The sequence below is a fragment of the Geodermatophilus normandii genome (genome assembly GCF_003182485.1).
GTDB lineage: Bacteria > Actinomycetota > Actinomycetes > Mycobacteriales > Geodermatophilaceae > Geodermatophilus > Geodermatophilus normandii.
Map to the genome: position 1 here is coordinate 1,783,102 of NZ_QGTX01000001.1, position 15,444 is coordinate 1,798,545.

The following is a 15,444-nucleotide window of genomic DNA, read 5'->3' on the forward strand; positions in this document are numbered from 1 at the left end:
GCTGCGTGCCGGCCCCCGTGGTGACCAGCGTGTCCGACGCGCAGGATCCTCAGCGCCGGGCGGCCCGTCCTGCCCCGTACCCGTACGCCGTCCAGGTCAACGCGAGCACCACGGCGACGCCGAGCGCCGCGCCACCGCCGGCGAAGGCCGCCCACACGGCACCGGACCGGAGGTCCGGCGCGCCCGCGGCCGCGGCCGCGCCGGCGGCACCGGCGGCTGCCGCGAGGACCGTCCACGGCAGCCACCAGTGCGGGCGCGATCCCGCCGACGCCGCCGACGGGGTGCGCCGCCACCAGAGGGCCAGCCAGCCGGCCAGGACCAGCGCCCCGCCCGCGCCGCTGAGGTCCTGCGCCCAGGAGTACCCGGCCTCCCCGGCCCAGGTGGCGGCCAGCGCCGGCACGTGCTCGGCCCCCCAGCGGCCCGGGTGGGTGAACTCGTCCCACAGCACGTGCGTGGCCGCGCCGACGGGGACCGCGGCGAGCACGCGCACGGCCCGGCCGGGGGTGCGCAGCCTCCGGCGCAGCCCGGGCGCCGCCGTGGCGGGCAGCCGGGCCGCCAGCGACCCCGGCGCCCAGGCGAGCGCCGGGGTGGACAGCAGCCCGTGCCAGACCGCCCAGAGCAGCGCGCCCAGCAGCAGGTCGGTGGTGACCACGGCGAGGGCGGTGTGGGTCCGCACGCCGAGGTCGAGCGGCAGGTAGTAGGGCAGGTCGGGAGCCAGCGAGCCGGCGACCAGTGCCGAGGCCGGCAGACCCGTGCGCAGCAGGGGCAGCACGGCCGCGGGGTGGCTTCCCGTGAACGGCACGGGCCCCATCCTCCCCGGCCCGGCGGGTCCCGCGGCGCTCCGCCCGGCGGGCTGCCTACCGTGGCGTCGTGGTCGCCGCCTGGGTCCTCGTCGCGCTCGCGCTGCTGATGGCGGCGGCGTGCGGGGTCGCCGTCCGCCGGCTGGCCCGCCGCCCGCGCGCCCGGCGCGAGCCCGCGCGCGTGCCGCCGTCCCCACCCGGACGCGCCGCCCGCGGGCGCTGACTACCGTGACGGGCATGTCTGCCCCGGACGCCGGCCGGTGACCGGCCCGACCGACCTGCCCGTCGTCGACACCGTCGACGTCCGCGAGGGCCCCGAGGTGGCGCACGGCCTGCTGTCGGTGCTGCCCCTGCTGGGCGAGTGGCACGGCGAGGGCGTGCTCGCCGGCGCCGGCGACTCCGGTGACCGGCGCTTCGGCCAGTGGGTGCGCTTCGCGCACGACGGCCGCGACTTCCTCGCCTACGAGTCGCGCACCTGGCTGATCGGCGACGACGGCCGGGTCGAGGGGCCGGCGCTGCGCGAGTCCGGCTTCTGGCGGCCCCGCGGCGAGGACGACGTCGAGCTGCTGGTCGCCGGCGCCGACGGCCTGCTCGAGCTCTACGTCGGCCGCGCCCGCACGACGACGAGCTGGGAGCTCACCAGTGACGTCGTGGCCCGGACCCCCGACGCGCCGGAGACCACCCGCGCCGTGCGGCTGTACGGCATCGTCGAGGGAGCGCTCATGTACGCCGTCGACCGCGCCGGCGCGGACACGGCGCTGCGGCCCACCATGTCGGCGCGCCTGGAGCGGCTGCGGTGAGCGGACCGCGCAGCACTCCCCGGCAGGTGGCCGACCGCTACGTCGACGCCGTCTGCGACCTCGACCCGATCGTCGCGACGTCGCTGGGCACCCGCCCCGGTGACGACCGGCTGCCCGACCCGAGCCCGGCCGGCCTGGAGGCCGAGGCCGAGCTGACCCGCCGCACGCTCGCCGAGCTCGACGCGGTCCTGGCCGCCGACCCGGCGCTCGACGACGACCCGATCGAGCGCCGCTGCGCCCGCCTGCTGCGCGAGCGCCTGGGCGCCGAACGAGCCGCGGACGAGGCCGGCGAGGGCTTCCGGGCGCTGTCGAACCTGTTCAGCCCGGTGCACTCGATCCGCCAGGTCTTCCTGCTCATGCCCACGGCGACCGAGGACGACTGGGGCGTCGTCGCCCGCCGGATGGCGCGGGTGCCCGAGGCCTACCGCGGCTACCTCGAGACGCTGCGCGAGGGCGCCCGGCGCGGGCTGCTCGTGGCGCCGCGGCAGGTGTCCACCGTCGTCGGCCAGCTCGACGAGTGGCTGCGCGGTCCCTTCTTCGGCGGTCTGGCCGGCTCCGGGCCCGACGCGGTCCGCGGCGAGCTCGACGCCGCCGCGCGCGACGCCGACGCCGCGGTGGCCGAGGTGCGCGACTTCCTGCGCGACGAGTACCTGCCGCGGGCCGAGGGGACGCCGGACGCCGTCGGCCGGGACCGCTACGCGATCGCCGCGCGGCGCTGGAACGGTTCCGACCTCGGCGCCGGGCAGGGCCTGGAGGAGGCCTACGCCTGGGGCTGGTCGGAGTACCGGCGGATCCTCGCCGAGCAGCGGGCGGAGGCGGCGGCGCTGCGGCCGGGCTCGACGCCGCTGGAGGCGATGCGCTGGCTCGACGAGCACGGTCCCTCGGTCGACGGCGTGGAGGCGATCCGGCTGCGACTGCAGGCGATGATGGACGAGGCGATCACCGCGCTGGACGGCACCCACTTCGACCTCGCCGAGCCGGTGCGCCGCGTCGAGGCGATGATCGCGCCGCCCGGCAGCGCGGCGGCGCCGTACTACACCCGCCCGGCGCAGGACTTCTCCCGCCCCGGCCGCACCTGGCTGCCGACGCTGGGCCGCGAGCGCTTCCCGCTGTGGGACCTGGTCTCGATCTGGTACCACGAGGGCGTCCCGGGCCACCACCTGCAGCTGGCCCAGTGGGCGTACGTGAGCCGCGACCTGTCGACCTACCAGACGTCGCTGGGCTCGGTGAGCGCCAACGTCGAGGGCTGGGCGCTCTACGCCGAGCGGCTCATGGACGAGCTCGGGTACCTCACCGAGCCCGGCGCCCGCATGGGCTACCTCGACGCCCAGCAGCTGCGCGCGATCCGGGTGGTCATCGACATCGGCATGCACCTGCGGCTGCCGGTCCCCGACGACGCCGAGGGCGTGCTGGCCGGGCACCGCGGCCGGCCGTGGACGCCGGAGCTCGCGCGGGCCTTCGCCGGCGAGCACCTGGGCAGCGACCCGGCGTTCCTCGACAGCGAGCTGATCCGCTACCTCGGCCTGCCCGGCCAGGCGATCAGCTACAAGCTGGGGGAGCGCGCCTGGCTGGCCGGCCGTGCCGCGGCGCAGCGGGCGCGCGGCGCGGGCTTCGACCTCAGGGCGTGGCACATGGCGGCGCTGTCGCAGGGCTCGCTCGGCCTCGACGACCTCGAGGCGGAGCTCGCGCGGCTCTAGGGCGCGCCGAGCCCGACGAGGGCGCCGAGCTCGGCGACGACGCGGGCGAAGTAGGCGTCGCCGTCCTCGACCGACCCGACGAGGTGGCCGAACAGCTCGAAGCTGACCGTGCCGAACAGCGAGCTCCAGGCCAACAGGGCACGCACGCGGACGGCGTCGTCGATGCCCGGGGCGTCGTTCCCGAGGACCTCGACCGCGGCGTCGCCGAGCAGGCCGGGCTCGCGGCCGCCCGAGCCGTGCAGCAGGCCGGCGCGGGCGGCGTCGCCCAGGACCCGGCCGAGCACGATCCCGACCCGCGACGCGGCCGGGACGGTGTCCCGCGGCGCGGAGTAGCCGGGCACCGGTGAGCCGTAGAGCAGCGCGTACTCGTGCGGGTGGGCCCGTGCCCAGTCGCGCACGGCGGTGCACACCGCCGACCAGCGCCGCGCGGGTGGTGCGGCCGGGTCGTCGGCGGCCTCGGCCGCGGCTCCCAGGGCGTCGTAGCCGTCGATGATCAACCGGGTCAGCAGGTCGTCGCGGCTGGGGAAGTAGCGGTACACCGCCGACGACGCCATGCCCACCTCGCGCGCCACCGCGCGCAGCGAGAGCGCGGCCGCGCCGACCTCGGCGAGCTGGCGGCGCGCGGCCTCGGTGATCTCGGCGGTCAGCTCGGCGCGGACGCGTTCGCGGGCGGTGGGCACGTGCCGATGATGCGCTTGTGAGAGCACCGCACGCAAGCAAGAGCACCGCTCTTGACAGCTCGTTCCTCTGGCGAGATCGTCGTCCTCGAACGAGAGCACCGCTCTCGTCGAACCGGACGAGGAGTCCTCATGGCGCTGCACGTGATCGTGGGCAAGGGCCCGGTGGGCACGACGACGGCGGAGGCGCTGGCCGCACGGGGCCACCGGGTGCGGGTGCTCTCCCGCAGCGGCGGCACCTCCACCGACGGCGTCGAGCACCGCCGGGTGGACGCCGCGGACGCCGGCGCGCTGACCGACGCCGCCACCGGCGCCGCGGCGCTCTACAACGCGGTCAACCCCGCCTACGACCGGTGGGCCACCGACTGGCCGCCGGTGGCCGCGGCGCTGCTCACCGCGGCCGAGCGGACCGGCGCCACGCTGGTCACGATGGCCAACCTCTACGTGTACGGCCGTCCGGCCGGACCGATGTCGCCGGACAGCCCGCTGGCGGCCACCGACACCAAGGGCCGGGTGCGGACCGCGATGTGGCGGGAGGCGCTGGCCGCGCACGAGGCCGGCCGCATCCGGATGACCGAGGCCCGCGCCGCGGACTTCGTCGGGCCGCAGGTCCCCGCCGCGCAGTCGCACCTGGTGCGCCAGCTCCCGGCGCTGCGCCGCGGGCGCCGCGCCTGGGTGGTCGGCGACCCCGACGCGCCGCGCAGCTGGGCCTACCTCCCCGACGTCGCGGCCACCCTGGCCACCCTCGGCACCGACGAGCGGGCGCTGGGCCGGGCGTGGCACGTGCCGAGTGCCCCGCCGCGCTCGCAGCGCCAGGCCCTCGGTGACCTCGCCCGCGCGATGGGGCGGGCACCGGTGCCGGTCAGCGGCATCCCGTGGCCGGTGCTCACGGCCGTCGGCTGGTTCTCGCCGCTGATGCGGGAGGTCGTCGACGTCCGGCACCAGTTCGACCGGGAGTACGTCATCGACGCCACGGCGACCACGGACACCTTCGGCCTGACCGCCACGCCGTGGGACGAGGTGGTCGCCGCGACCGTCGGGGCCCCGGTGCCCGCGCGGTCCTAGCCGCGCGGCGCGACGGGGTTGACCGGGTCGCTGTCGGGCGTGACCGGGTCGCGGGGCCCCGCCGGGGCCACCTCGAGCCGGGTGGCCAGCAGCGCGTCGACGGCGGCCACGCCGGCGCCGACGTAGGTGCTCGTGAGCGCCGGGTCGGTGACGACGCACCAGGCGCGGTCGGCCGGCCACCACAGCGCGGCGCTCTGCTCGCGCGGCTCCTGGGCGAAGTTGGTGGCGGCGCGCTCCACCGGCCCGCGGGTCAGCAGCAGGTCGGCGCGGGGGAGGCGCAGCCGGGCAGGTCGGCGGCGCCGTGGTCGTCCCAGCCGAACCAGCACTCGCCCGGCGTCGTCGTCTGGTCCTGGAGGACCGTCACCAGTTCCCGCGCCACGTGCGCGACCAGGTGCCCCTCGGCGGGGGCGTCGTTCCACAGCCCGGGCTGGTCGGCCTCCCCGAGGTGCTCCCAGGAGCCGGTGATCCCGGGCCACTGCATGAGCCGGTGCGCGGTGGTGCCGTTGGCCGCGGCGACCTCGTCCCAGCGCACGTGCACGTCGTCGTCGCCGTCGTAGCGGACGGCGGGGTGGAAGACGCGGGCGTAGGCGGCGAAGCGGGCCGGGACCAGCGCGGCGACGGTGTCGGGGGAGCGGCGCGGACGGCCTCGGCGACCCAGCGGCCGGCCGGCGCGGTGCGCCCAGCGGTCTGCACGGCCGCCGTTCCTCCCCACGGTGGTCCGGGTTCCGTCCGTACCCGGGGACGGACAACCCCCGGGCTGCTCCGCGGCGCCACCTGGGGCGGCAGCTCACGGGCCGACTGGACAAGTGTCGGCAGCCCGGGGGTCGGATGACTGTCCGGTTCTCGCTCGCCGCCGTGCGACGGACGGGCGATGACGTGCCACCGCTCGGGTTCCACTCCGAACGGCCGGCCCATCTGGACGGCGGCTAGCGGACAGCCACCTCACGAGTCCGATGAGAAATCAATTGTTCGGACCACCTCCCCTCTCGCGTACCTCGACGGTACGTCGCGGTTCCGCGGTCGGCAACGACGTTGTTCAGCCGTCAGCGGAACGCCTGGGCAGCCCCGGGGCGCCGGGCGTGTCGGGGCCGCGCTGGTAGACGTCGGGGATGCCGTCCTCGTCGGCGTCGACCGCCTCCAGGGCCTCGATCCGCCGGTAGCGGCGGTTGCGCAGCCGCAGCACGATCGTCGCGAGCAGTGCCGAGACGACCGTGCCGACCAGGACGCCGACCTTGACGTGGTCGTCGCGCTCGCTGCCCACCCCGAAGGCCAGCTCGCCGATGAGCAGCGACACGGTGAACCCGATCCCGCCGAGCAGCGCCATGCCGACCAGGTCGGGCCAGCCCAACTCGTCGGCGAACTCCGCGCGGGTGAACCGGGTGACCAGCCAGGTCGCCGCGACGATGCCGGCGACCTTGCCGACGACGAGCCCGGCGACGATGCCGAGGGCCACCCGGTCGCCCAGGGACTCCACGAGCCCGGAGAACCCGCCGACGGTCACGCCGGCGGCGAAGAAGGCGAACACCGGCACCGCGATGCCCGCCGAGAGCGGCCGGAACCGGTGCTCGAGGTGCTCGGCGAGCCCGGGACCGGCGTCCGGGCCGCCGGCTGCCTCGCTGCGCACCACCGGGACGGTGAACGCCAGCAGCACCCCGGCGACGGTGGCGTGCACGCCGGACTCGTGCACGAGGACCCAGGTGAGCAGCGCCAGCGGCAGCAGCAGCCACCACGAGCGGACCCGCTTCTGCACGAGGAACCCGAACACCGCCAGCGGCACGAGTGCCAGCGCCAGCCACCCGGCCGCCAGCGACGACGTGTAGAAGAGCGCGATGATCGTGATGGCCAGCAGGTCGTCGACGACGGCGAGGGTGAGCAGGAACGTCCGCAGCGCGCTGGGCAGGTGCGTGCTGATCACCGCGAGGACGGCGAGGGCGAAGGCGATGTCGGTGGCCGTGGGGATGGCCCAGCCGCTCAGGGCGCCGTCGCCGCCGAGGTTGACCAGGACGTAGACCAGCGCCGGCACCGCCATGCCGCCGACCGCCGCCGCCACGGGCAGGACGGCGCGGCGCGGGTCGCGCAGGTCGCCGGCCACGAACTCCCGCTTGAGCTCCAGACCCGCGACGAAGAAGAAGACCGCCAGCAGCCCGTCCGCGGCCCAGGTTCCCAGGGTGAGGTCCAGGTGGAGCGAGGCGGGGCCCATCCGGGTGTCCCGCAGGGCCTCGTAGGCCGCCGACCACGGCGAGTTCGCCCAGACGAGGGCGATCACCGTGCCGACGAGGAGCAGGACTCCGCCGACGGTCTCCTCGCGCAGGACGGCGGCGATGCGGCTGGCCTCGGTCCACGAGCCGCGGGCGAAGACGCGGGTGGAGCCGTGCGGTGCGTTCATGGGACAGCTCCCGGGTGGTGGGTCGGGTCGGACACCGCCGACCAGACTTCCCGGCACACCTGTGACGACCCTAGCGGGCGGCCTCCGTCGTCGCCGTCCGCGAGGGGCCCGGTCCGTAGAGTGGGCGCCGTGGACCCCCGCCCGGCACCGCCCCCGCGGGAGCGGTCCCTCCGTCTCGCGGAGCTGGCCGGCCGCCGCGTCGGGGTCTGGGGCCACGGGCGCGAGGGGCGCGCCGCCGTCTCGGCGGCGCTGGCGGCCGGTGCCGCGTCGGTCCTGGTGGCCGACAGCCGCCCCGTGGACCCGGCGGCGCTGCCGGAGGGCGTGACCGCCACCCCCGACGTCGCCGACCTGGCCGGCTGTGACGTCGTGTTCCGCTCCCCGGGCATCAGCCCCTACCGCGAGGACGCGCGGACGCTGGCCGACCGCACGCTCGTGACCACCGGCACCGGCGTCGCGCTGGCCGAGGCCGCCGCGCGGGCGGTCCCGGTCCTGTGCGTCACGGGCACGAAGGGCAAGAGCACCACCAGCGCGCTGGCCGCCGCCGTCCTCACCGCCGCCGGACGCCCGGCCGTGCACGCCGGCAACATCGGCACGCCGCTGCTCGACGTGCTCGGCGAGGTGGGCGACCGGACGCTCGTCGTCGAGGTGTCGAGCTACCAGGCCGCGGCCGTGCCGGACTTCGCCGGCAGGGGCGCGCTCACCTCGCTGGCGCCGGAGCACCTGGACTGGCACGGGTCGGCGGAGACGTACTACCGCGACAAGCTGCGGGTCTTCTCCTCCTGCCCGCAGCGGTCGGTCGTCGTCAGCGCCCAGGCCCGGCCGATCGCCGAGCAGCACCTCGACGCCGCCCAGCTCGTCGACCCCGCCGAGGTGCTGCCCGCCGGCCTCGCCGCGCGCGTGCAGCCGCTCCACCTGCCGGGCGCGCACAACCGCAGCAACGTCGAGGTGGCACTGGCCGCCTGCGCGCTGCTGGGGCTGGACCTCGCCGCCCGCGCCGACGACGTCACCGCCGCCGTCGCGGCCTTCCGCGCGCTGCCGCACCGGCTCTCGCCGGTCGCCACGCTCGGCGGCGTCACGTTCGTCGACGACACGCTGAGCACGACGCCGGTCTCGGTGCTGGCCGCCCTCGACGCGCTGGCCGGCCGCCCGGTCACGCTCATCGCCGGCGGCCAGGACCGGGGCCTGGACTACACGGGGCTGGCCGCGGCGTTGGTGTCCCGTCGGGAGGAGGTCGCCCTGGTGACCGTCCCCGACACCGGGACCCGGCTGGCCGACGACGTCCGCCGGGAGGCAGCCGGTGCCGCCGTGCGCCTGACCGAGACGGAGTCGCTGGCCGAGGCGGTCGCGGCGGCGATCGCGGGCACCGCACCCGGCGGCGTCGTGCTGCTCTCGCCCGGCGCCCCGAGCTACAACCGCTTCCGCGACTACGAGGAGTTGGCAGCCACCTATGAGCAGATCCTCGTCGACGCCGGCGCCGAGCGTGTCGGGCCGGCCTGACGTCGGCGCCTTCGTCGTCGCCGGCCGCTCCCTGGACCGCTCGACCGGCGAGGCGGCCTTCACCTACCGGCTCGGCGACGACGAGTTCACCGAGCGGCTCGCCCTCGACCCGGCGCTGCTGACCGGCCCGGTCCCGGCGCAGCTCGACGCCGCGCTGGACCTCGTGCACCTGGTCACGGGCACCAGCTACTACAAGCTCGCCGCGCCCGGCCGCGTCACCGTGGAGCGGCCGGTCACCGCCGCGCAGCTCGCCGTCGCCCGGGCCGCCTACACGCACGGGCTCGGCGAGTTCGCCGCGGTCAACCGCCTGCCCGTGCCGCACCGCGTCGAGTTCGACGTCGAGGTGCGCGAGCCGGGCCCGGCGCCTGCCGGCGGCACGCGGGGGGCGCTGCTGCCGGTGGGCGGCGGCAAGGATTCCGCGCTGGCGCTCGTCGTCATCCCCGACGGCACGGCGCTGGCGGTCAACCCCACCGGCGCCCAGCGCGACGTCGCCCGCGCGGCCGGCGTCCCGCTGGTCGAGGTGCGACGCAGGCTCGACCCGCTGCTCGCCGAGCGGACGGCGCAGGGCGGCCTGAACGGGCACGTGCCGGTGACCGCGATCAACTCCTCGATCGCCACGCTGGTCGCCGTCCTCGGCGGCTACGACCCGGTGGTGTTCGCCAACGAGCGCTCGGCCGACGAGGAGACCCTCACCGTCGACGGCGCCGGCGTGAACCACCAGTACTCGAAGTCCTACGAGTTCGAGCGGTTCTTCGCCGCGGCCGCCGCCGAGGTGGGCACCGGGTACTTCAGCCTCACCCGGCAGCTGTCGGAGCTGGCCACGGTGGCCGCCGTCGCCGCGCTGCCGCTGCGGGCGGACATCCTCAGCTGCAACCGCTCCTACACCCAGCGCCACCTGGGCGGGCAGGCCGAGCAGCGCTGGTGCCTGCACTGCGACAAGTGCCTGTTCACCTTCCTCTGCTTCGCCGTCTTCCTGACGCCGGCCGAGGCGCAGGGGATGTTCGGCGGCAACCCGCTGGCCGACCCCTCGCTGGCCGACGGGTTCCGGAAGCTGTGGGCGACGGAGAAGCCGTTCGACTGCGTGGGTGAGCGTGCCGAGAGCGCGGCGGCGATGGCCCACCTGGCGGCCAGCCGGTCGTGGGGCGACGCCGCGGTGGTGCGGGAGCTGGGCGCCGAGGCCGCGGCCGCGGCGGAGGTGACCGGCGCGACCGTCGCGCGGTTCCTCCCGCCGCGCGGCGAGCACGCCATCCCCGAGCGCCACCTCCAGTCCCTGCAGCGGGTGCTGGCCGGCGCCCGCAGCGCCGTCGCCTAGCGGCCCCTCCCGGGGGCCGCAACTAGGCTCGGCCGGGTGACGACCGAGCAGGGGCCGGCCCCGCTGGCCGAGCGTCTCCGGGCCCGGGGCCTGCGGCTGACGCCGCAGCGCCAGCAGGTCCTGGCCGCCGTCGCCGAGCTCGACCACGCCACGCCGGAGGCCATCGGAGCCCGGCTGCGCGAGCAGGCCGGGCCCGGCGGCGCGGCGCCGGACACCTCGACCGTGTACCGCACGCTGGAGCTGCTCGAGCGCCTCGGCCTGGTATGGCACACCCACCTGGGCAAGGGCGCGCCGGTCTACCACGCCTCCGAGCACCCGCACCTGCACGTCGTCTGCGCCTCCTGCGGGGAGATCTCCTCGGCCGACCCGGCACTGCTGGAGGAGGCGGCGGAACGTCTGGCCGCCGACCTGGGTTTCACCCTCGACGTGGGGCACGTGGCGCTGTCGGGCACGTGCCGCCGGTGCCGGGACGCAGGGACACCGCAGGAGTGACGGAGCAGACATGACCACCTCACCGCTGGCCGCACGACCGGGGGCCGTCGTCGCCGAGGGCACGACCGTCGCCGCCCACCACGGCGACCCCCTGCGCGAGCAGCGCCTGCTCGCCGAGGGGGCCGGGCTCGTCGACCGCAGCGACCGCGACGTGCTCACCGTCCCCGGCGCCGACCGGCTGACCTGGCTGCACAGCCTGACCAGCCAGCACCTCGAGCGGCTCGCCGACGGCACCGGCACCGAGGCGCTGGTCCTCTCCCCGCACGGCCACGTCGAGCACCACCTGGTCCTCGCCGAGCTCGGCGGCACCACCTGGGCCGACGTCGAGCCGGGCACGGGCGCGGCGCTGCAGACCTTCCTCGACCGGATGCGGTTCATGCTCCGCGTCGAGCCCGCGCTGGTCACCGCCGACCGGGCGCTGCTGTCCCTCGTGGGCCCGCGCGCGCCGGAGGTGCTGGCCGCCGCCGGGCTGCCCGCGCCCGAGGCGCCGTACGCCGTCGCCGCACTGCCCGACGGCGGCTGGGTGCGCCGGATGCCGCCCCTCGGCGACGGCGGGGCGACCGCCTTCGACCTGCTCGTGCCCCGCGCCGACCTCGCCGACCGGGCCGACGCGCTCACCGCCGCCGGCGCCGGCTCCGCCGGGCTCGACGCCTACGAGGCCCTGCGCGTGGAGGCCCGCCGGCCGCGGCTCGGCGTCGACACCGACCACCGCACCATCCCCAACGAGCTGGAGTGGCTGACCAGCGCCGTCCACCTCGAGAAGGGCTGCTACCGCGGGCAGGAGACCGTGGCGCGGGTGCACAACCTCGGCCGCCCGCCGCGGCGGCTGGTCCTCCTGCACCTCGACGGCGTCAGCGAGGACCTCGCCGCCCCCGGCACGCCGGTGCTGTCCGGCGCCCGCGAGGTCGGCCGCACCGGCACGGTGGTGCGTCACCACGAGCTCGGCGTGGTCGCACTCGCGCTGGTCAAGCAGTCGGTGGCCCCCGACGCCGAGCTGACCGTGGGCGGCGCGCGGGCGTCCGTCGACCCCGACGACGCCCCCGCGGCGCTCGACGACACCCGGGCGGCGGCCCGCGACCGGGTCCGCGCGGTCCGGTCTGCCACCATCGGGCGGTGACCTCCGTGAGTCCCTCCCCGACGCCCGCCGGCGGCGCGGCCGTCGACGCGCTGCTCGACCCCGGCTTCCTCGAGGGCGTGGAGTCCCGCTCCATGGGCGACGTGCGGGGGCTGCGGCGGCGCGCCGAGCAGGAGGAGGTCAACCTCTCCTACACCCGGCGGCTGCTGCAGGGCCGGCTGGACATCGTCCGCCGGGAGCTGCAGCGCCGGGCCGAGCACGACGGGCGCTCGCTGGTCGACCTGCTGCCGGAGATCCTGTCGGAGAAGGGCCGCGGCCCCGCGCACGGCCTGGGCCGGCACCAGACGGTGCAGCCGGCCGCGCCCGAGGTCTACGAGTCCTGGGTGCACGGCCTGACGCCCGACGTCGACCTGTCCGACGTCGCCGGCCTCCCCGACGCCGACCTCGAGCGGGCCGCCCGCGCCCTGGCCGCCGCCGAGGGGTCGCTGTCGGAGCGGCGCCGCGGCGTGCAGCAGGTGATGGACGCCCTCGCCGGGGAGCTGGCCAGCCGCTACCGCAGCGGCGAGGCCGACGTCGCCGCGCTCCTGGCCGACGAGGGCCGCCATTAGCGGGTGGCCCGACGCGCCCGTCCTCGTGGAGGTCTGGCGCTCGGGGTTCCTGGAGTCCGTGCACCGGGGCGCGGTCGTCGTCCTGGGGCCCGACGGCGCCGTGCGCTGGTCGGCCGGCGACGTCGCCCGCCCGGTGTTGCCGCGCTCGTCGAACAAGCCGGTGCAGGCCACGGCCTACCTCGCCGCCGGCTGGCAGCCGCGCTCGGGCGAGGAGCTCGCCATCGCCGCCGGCTCGCACGCCGGCGAGGACGGCCACCGCGACGTCGCAGCCGGGATCCTCGACGCCGCCGGCCTCGGCCCCGACGCGCTGGGGTGCCCGGCCGCGCTGCCCGGGCACGAGCCGACCCGCGCCGCCTGGACGGTCGCCGGCCGCGCGCCCGAGCGGCTGGCCTTCAACTGCTCCGGCAAGCACGCGGCGATGCTGGCCGCCTGCGTCGCCGCGGGCTGGCCTCCCGGGGGCTACCTGGACCGCGACCACCCGCTGCAGCAGGCCATCGAGGCGCGGCTGGGCGAGGCCGCGGGGGAGCCGGTGGCCGCCGTCGTCGTCGACGGGTGCGGCGCGCCCCAGCACGGGCTGTCGCTCACCGGGCTCGCGCGCGGCCTGCGCTCGCTGGTCGACGCCGACCCCGGAAGCCCGGAGCGGGCCGTCGCCGACGCGATGCGCGCCCACCCCTGGTACGTCGCCGGCACCGACCGCGACGACACGCTCCTGATGGAGACCGTCCCCGGCCTGCTGGTCAAGGGCGGGGCCGACGGCGTGCACGTCGCCGCGCTGCCCGGGCGCGGCGCGGTCGCCTACAAGCTCGACGACGGCGGGGACCGCGGGCGCGCGCCGGTGCTCGCCGCCGCGCTGCGCCGTCTCGGGGTCGACGCCGACGCGCTCGCCCGGTGGAGCGTCCTCCCCGTGACCGGCGGCGACGGCGTCGTCGGCGAGGTCCGGCCCTCGGCGGTCCTCACCGGCTGACCGGCGAGCGACACGCCGGGTGTGAGGGGTCTCACGGGCCGGTGCTAGCAGCCGCGCTTGCAACTGCTAGCACCCCTGGTTACCGTTGGGTAGTGCAGACCCCCGGCGAGTTCGTGAGCGGTCAGGTGAGGTCGGTCCGCGAGAAGGTGGACCTCCTCGCCGGCAGCGTCGCGGAGACCGTCGCGGCCGAGGCCCAGCAGGTCTCGGCGGTGCGCTCGCAGGTGGGGGAGTACATCCGGGAGCAGCGCAGCGCCGCCCGGGTGTCCCTGCGCGAGCTCGCCCGCACCGCGGGGGTGAGCAACCCCTACCTGTCCCAGGTGGAACGGGGGCTGCGCAAGCCGTCGGCGGAGATCCTCGCCGCCATCGCCCGGGGTCTGAAGATCTCCGCCGAGTCGCTCTACGAGCAGGCGGGGATCCTCGACCGGCGGGCCGGCAACCCCGACACGGTCGCGGCCATCCGGTCCGACGACCAGCTCTCCGAGCGGCACAAGGCCGTGCTGATCGAGCTGTACGAGACCTACGTCCGCGAGTTCGCGGCCACGAGCACCGCCGCGCGCCCCGCCCCGAGCACGACCCCGGGCGTCGCGCCCGGAACCGACCCGAACCCCTCCAAGGAGTCCGCATGACCACCGCCACCACCCTGCTCGAGCAGGTCGCCGAGCGCGGCCGCCGTCCGCTCCTCGTCGCCGTCGGCGCCGGTGACCTCGCCGTCGAGCAGGCCCGCACCGTCCTGGCCACGCTGCGCACCCGCGCCGAGGCCCTCCCGGGCGAGGCCCAGGTCCAGGTCGACCTGGCCGCCAAGGAGGCCCGCGCCCGCGCCGAGCAGGCCGTCGCCCAGGCCCGTGAGAACAGCCGCCAGCTGGCCGTCGCCGTCCGTCCCGACACGGTCGTGAGCACCGTCGCCGGTCTGGTCGAGCAGGCCCGCACCCAGGCCACCGCCGCCGTCGAGCAGCTGGCCGAGCGCGGCGCCGACGTGCTGCAGGAGCTGCGTCGTCAGCCCGGCGTCCGCCGCTTCGTCGTCCGCGCCGAGCAGGCCGTCGACACCGTCGAGGACGTCGTCGAGGACGCCATCCAGGAGACCGCCGAGGCCGTGAACGAGGCCTCCAACGAGGTCACCTCGCTGGTCCAGAAGGCCGCCGGCAAGACCAGCAAGGCCGCCGTCAAGGCCGAGAAGGCCGTCGACCAGGCCGCCGAGCAGGCCAAGTCCGTGATCGAGGAGACCGCCGAGGCCGCCGACGAGGCGACCGCGAAGGCCGCCCGCAAGCCGGCCAAGCGCACCACCGCGGCCCGCGGCAAGGCCGCCACCGGCACCTCGACCCGCGTGTCGCGCGCCCGCACCACCAAGAGCACCGACTGAGCGAGGCCCCCCTCCTCCCCGCCCCGCGCACGCTCGGGCGGTGACCTGGAGGGGGCCACCGACCAGGGCCCCGGAGCTGCACCAGCGCTCCGGGGCCCTGTCCTGTCCTGGCACGTGGTCCCCGTCGAGGGGAGCCCGACGCCGTCCCCGGCGGGTACCCTCCCCGGCATGGGGTTCGACTTCGCCCTCGTCGAGGGCCTGCGGCTGGTGATGCTCGCCGTCGCCGCCTGGGCGTTCGTCGACGCCGTGATCCGCCCGGCCGCCGGTTACGTCGCCGTCGGCAAGCTCACCAAGCCGGCCTGGGCGGCGATCACCGCGCTGTCCGCCGTGATCCTGTACCTGCAGGGCCCGATGAGCTTCCTCGGGCTGCCCGCGGTGATCGCCACCGTGGTCTACCTGGTCGACGTGCGCCCCGCCGTCCGCGGGGTCCAGCGCGGCAACAACAGCTGGTGAGCCGGCCCGCCGCGCGGGCGGCGGGTCAGTAGCGGTCGTCCCGGGGCATCAGCACCCACAGGACCAGGTAGGCGATGAACTGCGGGCCCGGCAGGACGCAGGAGACGACGAAGGCCAGCCGCAGACCCCCGGTGGAGATGCCGTAGCGGCGCGCGATCCCGGCGCACACGCCGGCGATCATCTTGTTGCGCGAGTCGCGGGTCAGCCGGCTGGGAACGGGTGCGGGATACGTCATGCACCGACAGTAGGCGCGGCCGGTGG

The 15,444-nt window shown here is 76.8% G+C and carries 19 protein-coding genes; 13 read left to right on the top strand and 6 right to left on the bottom strand.

The genetic code is table 11. The annotated features are described in order from the left end of the window. Positions 1-49 precede the first annotated feature (49 nt). On the bottom strand, positions 50-802 hold the full coding sequence (locus JD79_RS08775; protein WP_170149160.1) for a DUF4184 family protein: 753 nt from the start codon (positions 800-802) through the stop codon (positions 50-52). A gap of 68 nt (positions 803-870) precedes the next feature. Between JD79_RS08775 and JD79_RS22570 the strand changes: the two genes are divergently transcribed. The 3 genes from JD79_RS22570 to JD79_RS08785 are packed head-to-tail and all read left to right on the top strand — an operon-like array spanning position 871 to position 3,297. After that, positions 871-1,023, top strand: a complete 153-nt coding sequence (locus tag JD79_RS22570; RefSeq protein WP_170149161.1) for a hypothetical protein — start codon at positions 871-873, stop codon at positions 1,021-1,023. Positions 1,024-1,060: 37 nt separating this feature from the next. Further along, positions 1,061-1,600: a heme-binding beta-barrel domain-containing protein gene (locus JD79_RS08780; protein ID WP_110005211.1), complete on the top strand. Its 540-nt coding sequence runs from the start codon at positions 1,061-1,063 to the stop codon at positions 1,598-1,600. Beyond that, on the top strand, positions 1,597-3,297 hold the full coding sequence (locus JD79_RS08785; protein WP_110005212.1) for a DUF885 domain-containing protein: 1,701 nt from the start codon (positions 1,597-1,599) through the stop codon (positions 3,295-3,297). Before JD79_RS08780 ends, JD79_RS08785 begins: the two co-directional genes overlap by 4 nt. On the opposite strand, the gene JD79_RS08790 is transcribed toward JD79_RS08785, so the two are convergent. Beyond that, a complete protein-coding gene (locus tag JD79_RS08790) occupies positions 3,294-3,977 on the bottom strand; it encodes a TetR/AcrR family transcriptional regulator (RefSeq protein ID WP_110005213.1) in 684 nt (227 codons plus the stop codon). The two genes, JD79_RS08785 and JD79_RS08790, sit on opposite strands and share 4 nt — an antisense overlap. Positions 3,978-4,106: 129 nt before the next feature. Between JD79_RS08790 and JD79_RS08795 the strand changes: the two genes are divergently transcribed. Continuing rightward, the gene (locus JD79_RS08795) at positions 4,107-5,039 is read left to right on the top strand and encodes an NAD-dependent epimerase/dehydratase family protein (RefSeq protein ID WP_110005214.1); all 933 of its coding nucleotides are present in this window, start codon (positions 4,107-4,109) and stop codon (positions 5,037-5,039) included. Here the strand turns inward: JD79_RS08795 and JD79_RS23660 are convergent. From JD79_RS23660 to nhaA, 3 genes are all read right to left on the bottom strand, one after another. Continuing rightward, entirely contained in the window at positions 5,036-5,278 is a 243-nt protein-coding gene (locus JD79_RS23660; RefSeq protein WP_110005215.1) for a hypothetical protein, read from the bottom strand. The genes JD79_RS08795 and JD79_RS23660 overlap by 4 nt on opposite strands. A gap of 11 nt (positions 5,279-5,289) precedes the next feature. After that, on the bottom strand, positions 5,290-5,751 hold the full coding sequence (locus JD79_RS23665; protein WP_110005216.1) for a hypothetical protein: 462 nt from the start codon (positions 5,749-5,751) through the stop codon (positions 5,290-5,292). 324 nt (positions 5,752-6,075) lie between these two features. Continuing rightward, entirely contained in the window at positions 6,076-7,425 is a 1,350-nt protein-coding gene (nhaA, locus tag JD79_RS08810; protein ID WP_110005217.1) for a Na+/H+ antiporter NhaA, read from the bottom strand. Positions 7,426-7,554: 129 nt separating this feature from the next. Between nhaA and murD the strand changes: the two genes are divergently transcribed. From murD to JD79_RS08855, 9 genes are all read left to right on the top strand, one after another. Continuing rightward, positions 7,555-8,922, top strand: coding sequence for a UDP-N-acetylmuramoyl-L-alanine--D-glutamate ligase (gene murD / locus JD79_RS08815; protein ID WP_170149162.1), 1,368 nt, complete (start codon positions 7,555-7,557; stop codon positions 8,920-8,922). Further along, positions 8,873-10,234 carry a MurL-like N-terminal domain-containing gene (locus JD79_RS08820; RefSeq protein WP_146220415.1) on the top strand — a complete coding sequence of 454 codons (1,362 nt, stop codon included), beginning with the start codon at positions 8,873-8,875 and terminating at the stop codon, positions 10,232-10,234. The genes murD and JD79_RS08820 overlap by 50 nt, the downstream gene beginning before the upstream one ends. 36 nt (positions 10,235-10,270) lie before the next feature. Next, entirely contained in the window at positions 10,271-10,726 is a 456-nt protein-coding gene (locus JD79_RS08825) for a Fur family transcriptional regulator (RefSeq protein WP_110005220.1), read from the top strand. Between the two features lie 10 nt (positions 10,727-10,736). Further along, the gene (gene ygfZ, locus JD79_RS08830) at positions 10,737-11,843 is read left to right on the top strand and encodes a CAF17-like 4Fe-4S cluster assembly/insertion protein YgfZ (RefSeq protein ID WP_110005221.1); all 1,107 of its coding nucleotides are present in this window, start codon (positions 10,737-10,739) and stop codon (positions 11,841-11,843) included. Next, positions 11,840-12,409, top strand: coding sequence for an RsiG family protein (locus JD79_RS08835; protein ID WP_245899959.1), 570 nt, complete (start codon positions 11,840-11,842; stop codon positions 12,407-12,409). Before ygfZ ends, JD79_RS08835 begins: the two co-directional genes overlap by 4 nt. A gap of 25 nt (positions 12,410-12,434) precedes the next feature. After that, positions 12,435-13,373, top strand: a complete 939-nt coding sequence (locus JD79_RS08840; protein WP_110005222.1) for an asparaginase — start codon at positions 12,435-12,437, stop codon at positions 13,371-13,373. Positions 13,374-13,465: 92 nt separating this feature from the next. Further along, positions 13,466-13,999: a helix-turn-helix domain-containing protein gene (locus tag JD79_RS08845; RefSeq protein ID WP_110005223.1), complete on the top strand. Its 534-nt coding sequence runs from the start codon at positions 13,466-13,468 to the stop codon at positions 13,997-13,999. Then, positions 13,996-14,730 carry a hypothetical protein gene (locus tag JD79_RS08850; protein ID WP_110005224.1) on the top strand — a complete coding sequence of 245 codons (735 nt, stop codon included), beginning with the start codon at positions 13,996-13,998 and terminating at the stop codon, positions 14,728-14,730. The genes JD79_RS08845 and JD79_RS08850 overlap by 4 nt, the downstream gene beginning before the upstream one ends. 168 nt (positions 14,731-14,898) lie before the next feature. Continuing rightward, the gene (locus JD79_RS08855; RefSeq protein WP_110005225.1) at positions 14,899-15,183 is read left to right on the top strand and encodes a DUF2516 family protein; all 285 of its coding nucleotides are present in this window, start codon (positions 14,899-14,901) and stop codon (positions 15,181-15,183) included. Between the two features lie 25 nt (positions 15,184-15,208). Here the strand turns inward: JD79_RS08855 and JD79_RS08860 are convergent, their stop codons facing one another. After that, positions 15,209-15,418: a PspC domain-containing protein gene (locus JD79_RS08860; RefSeq protein WP_093578286.1), complete on the bottom strand. Its 210-nt coding sequence runs from the start codon at positions 15,416-15,418 to the stop codon at positions 15,209-15,211. Between the last annotated feature and the right edge of the window lie 26 nt (positions 15,419-15,444).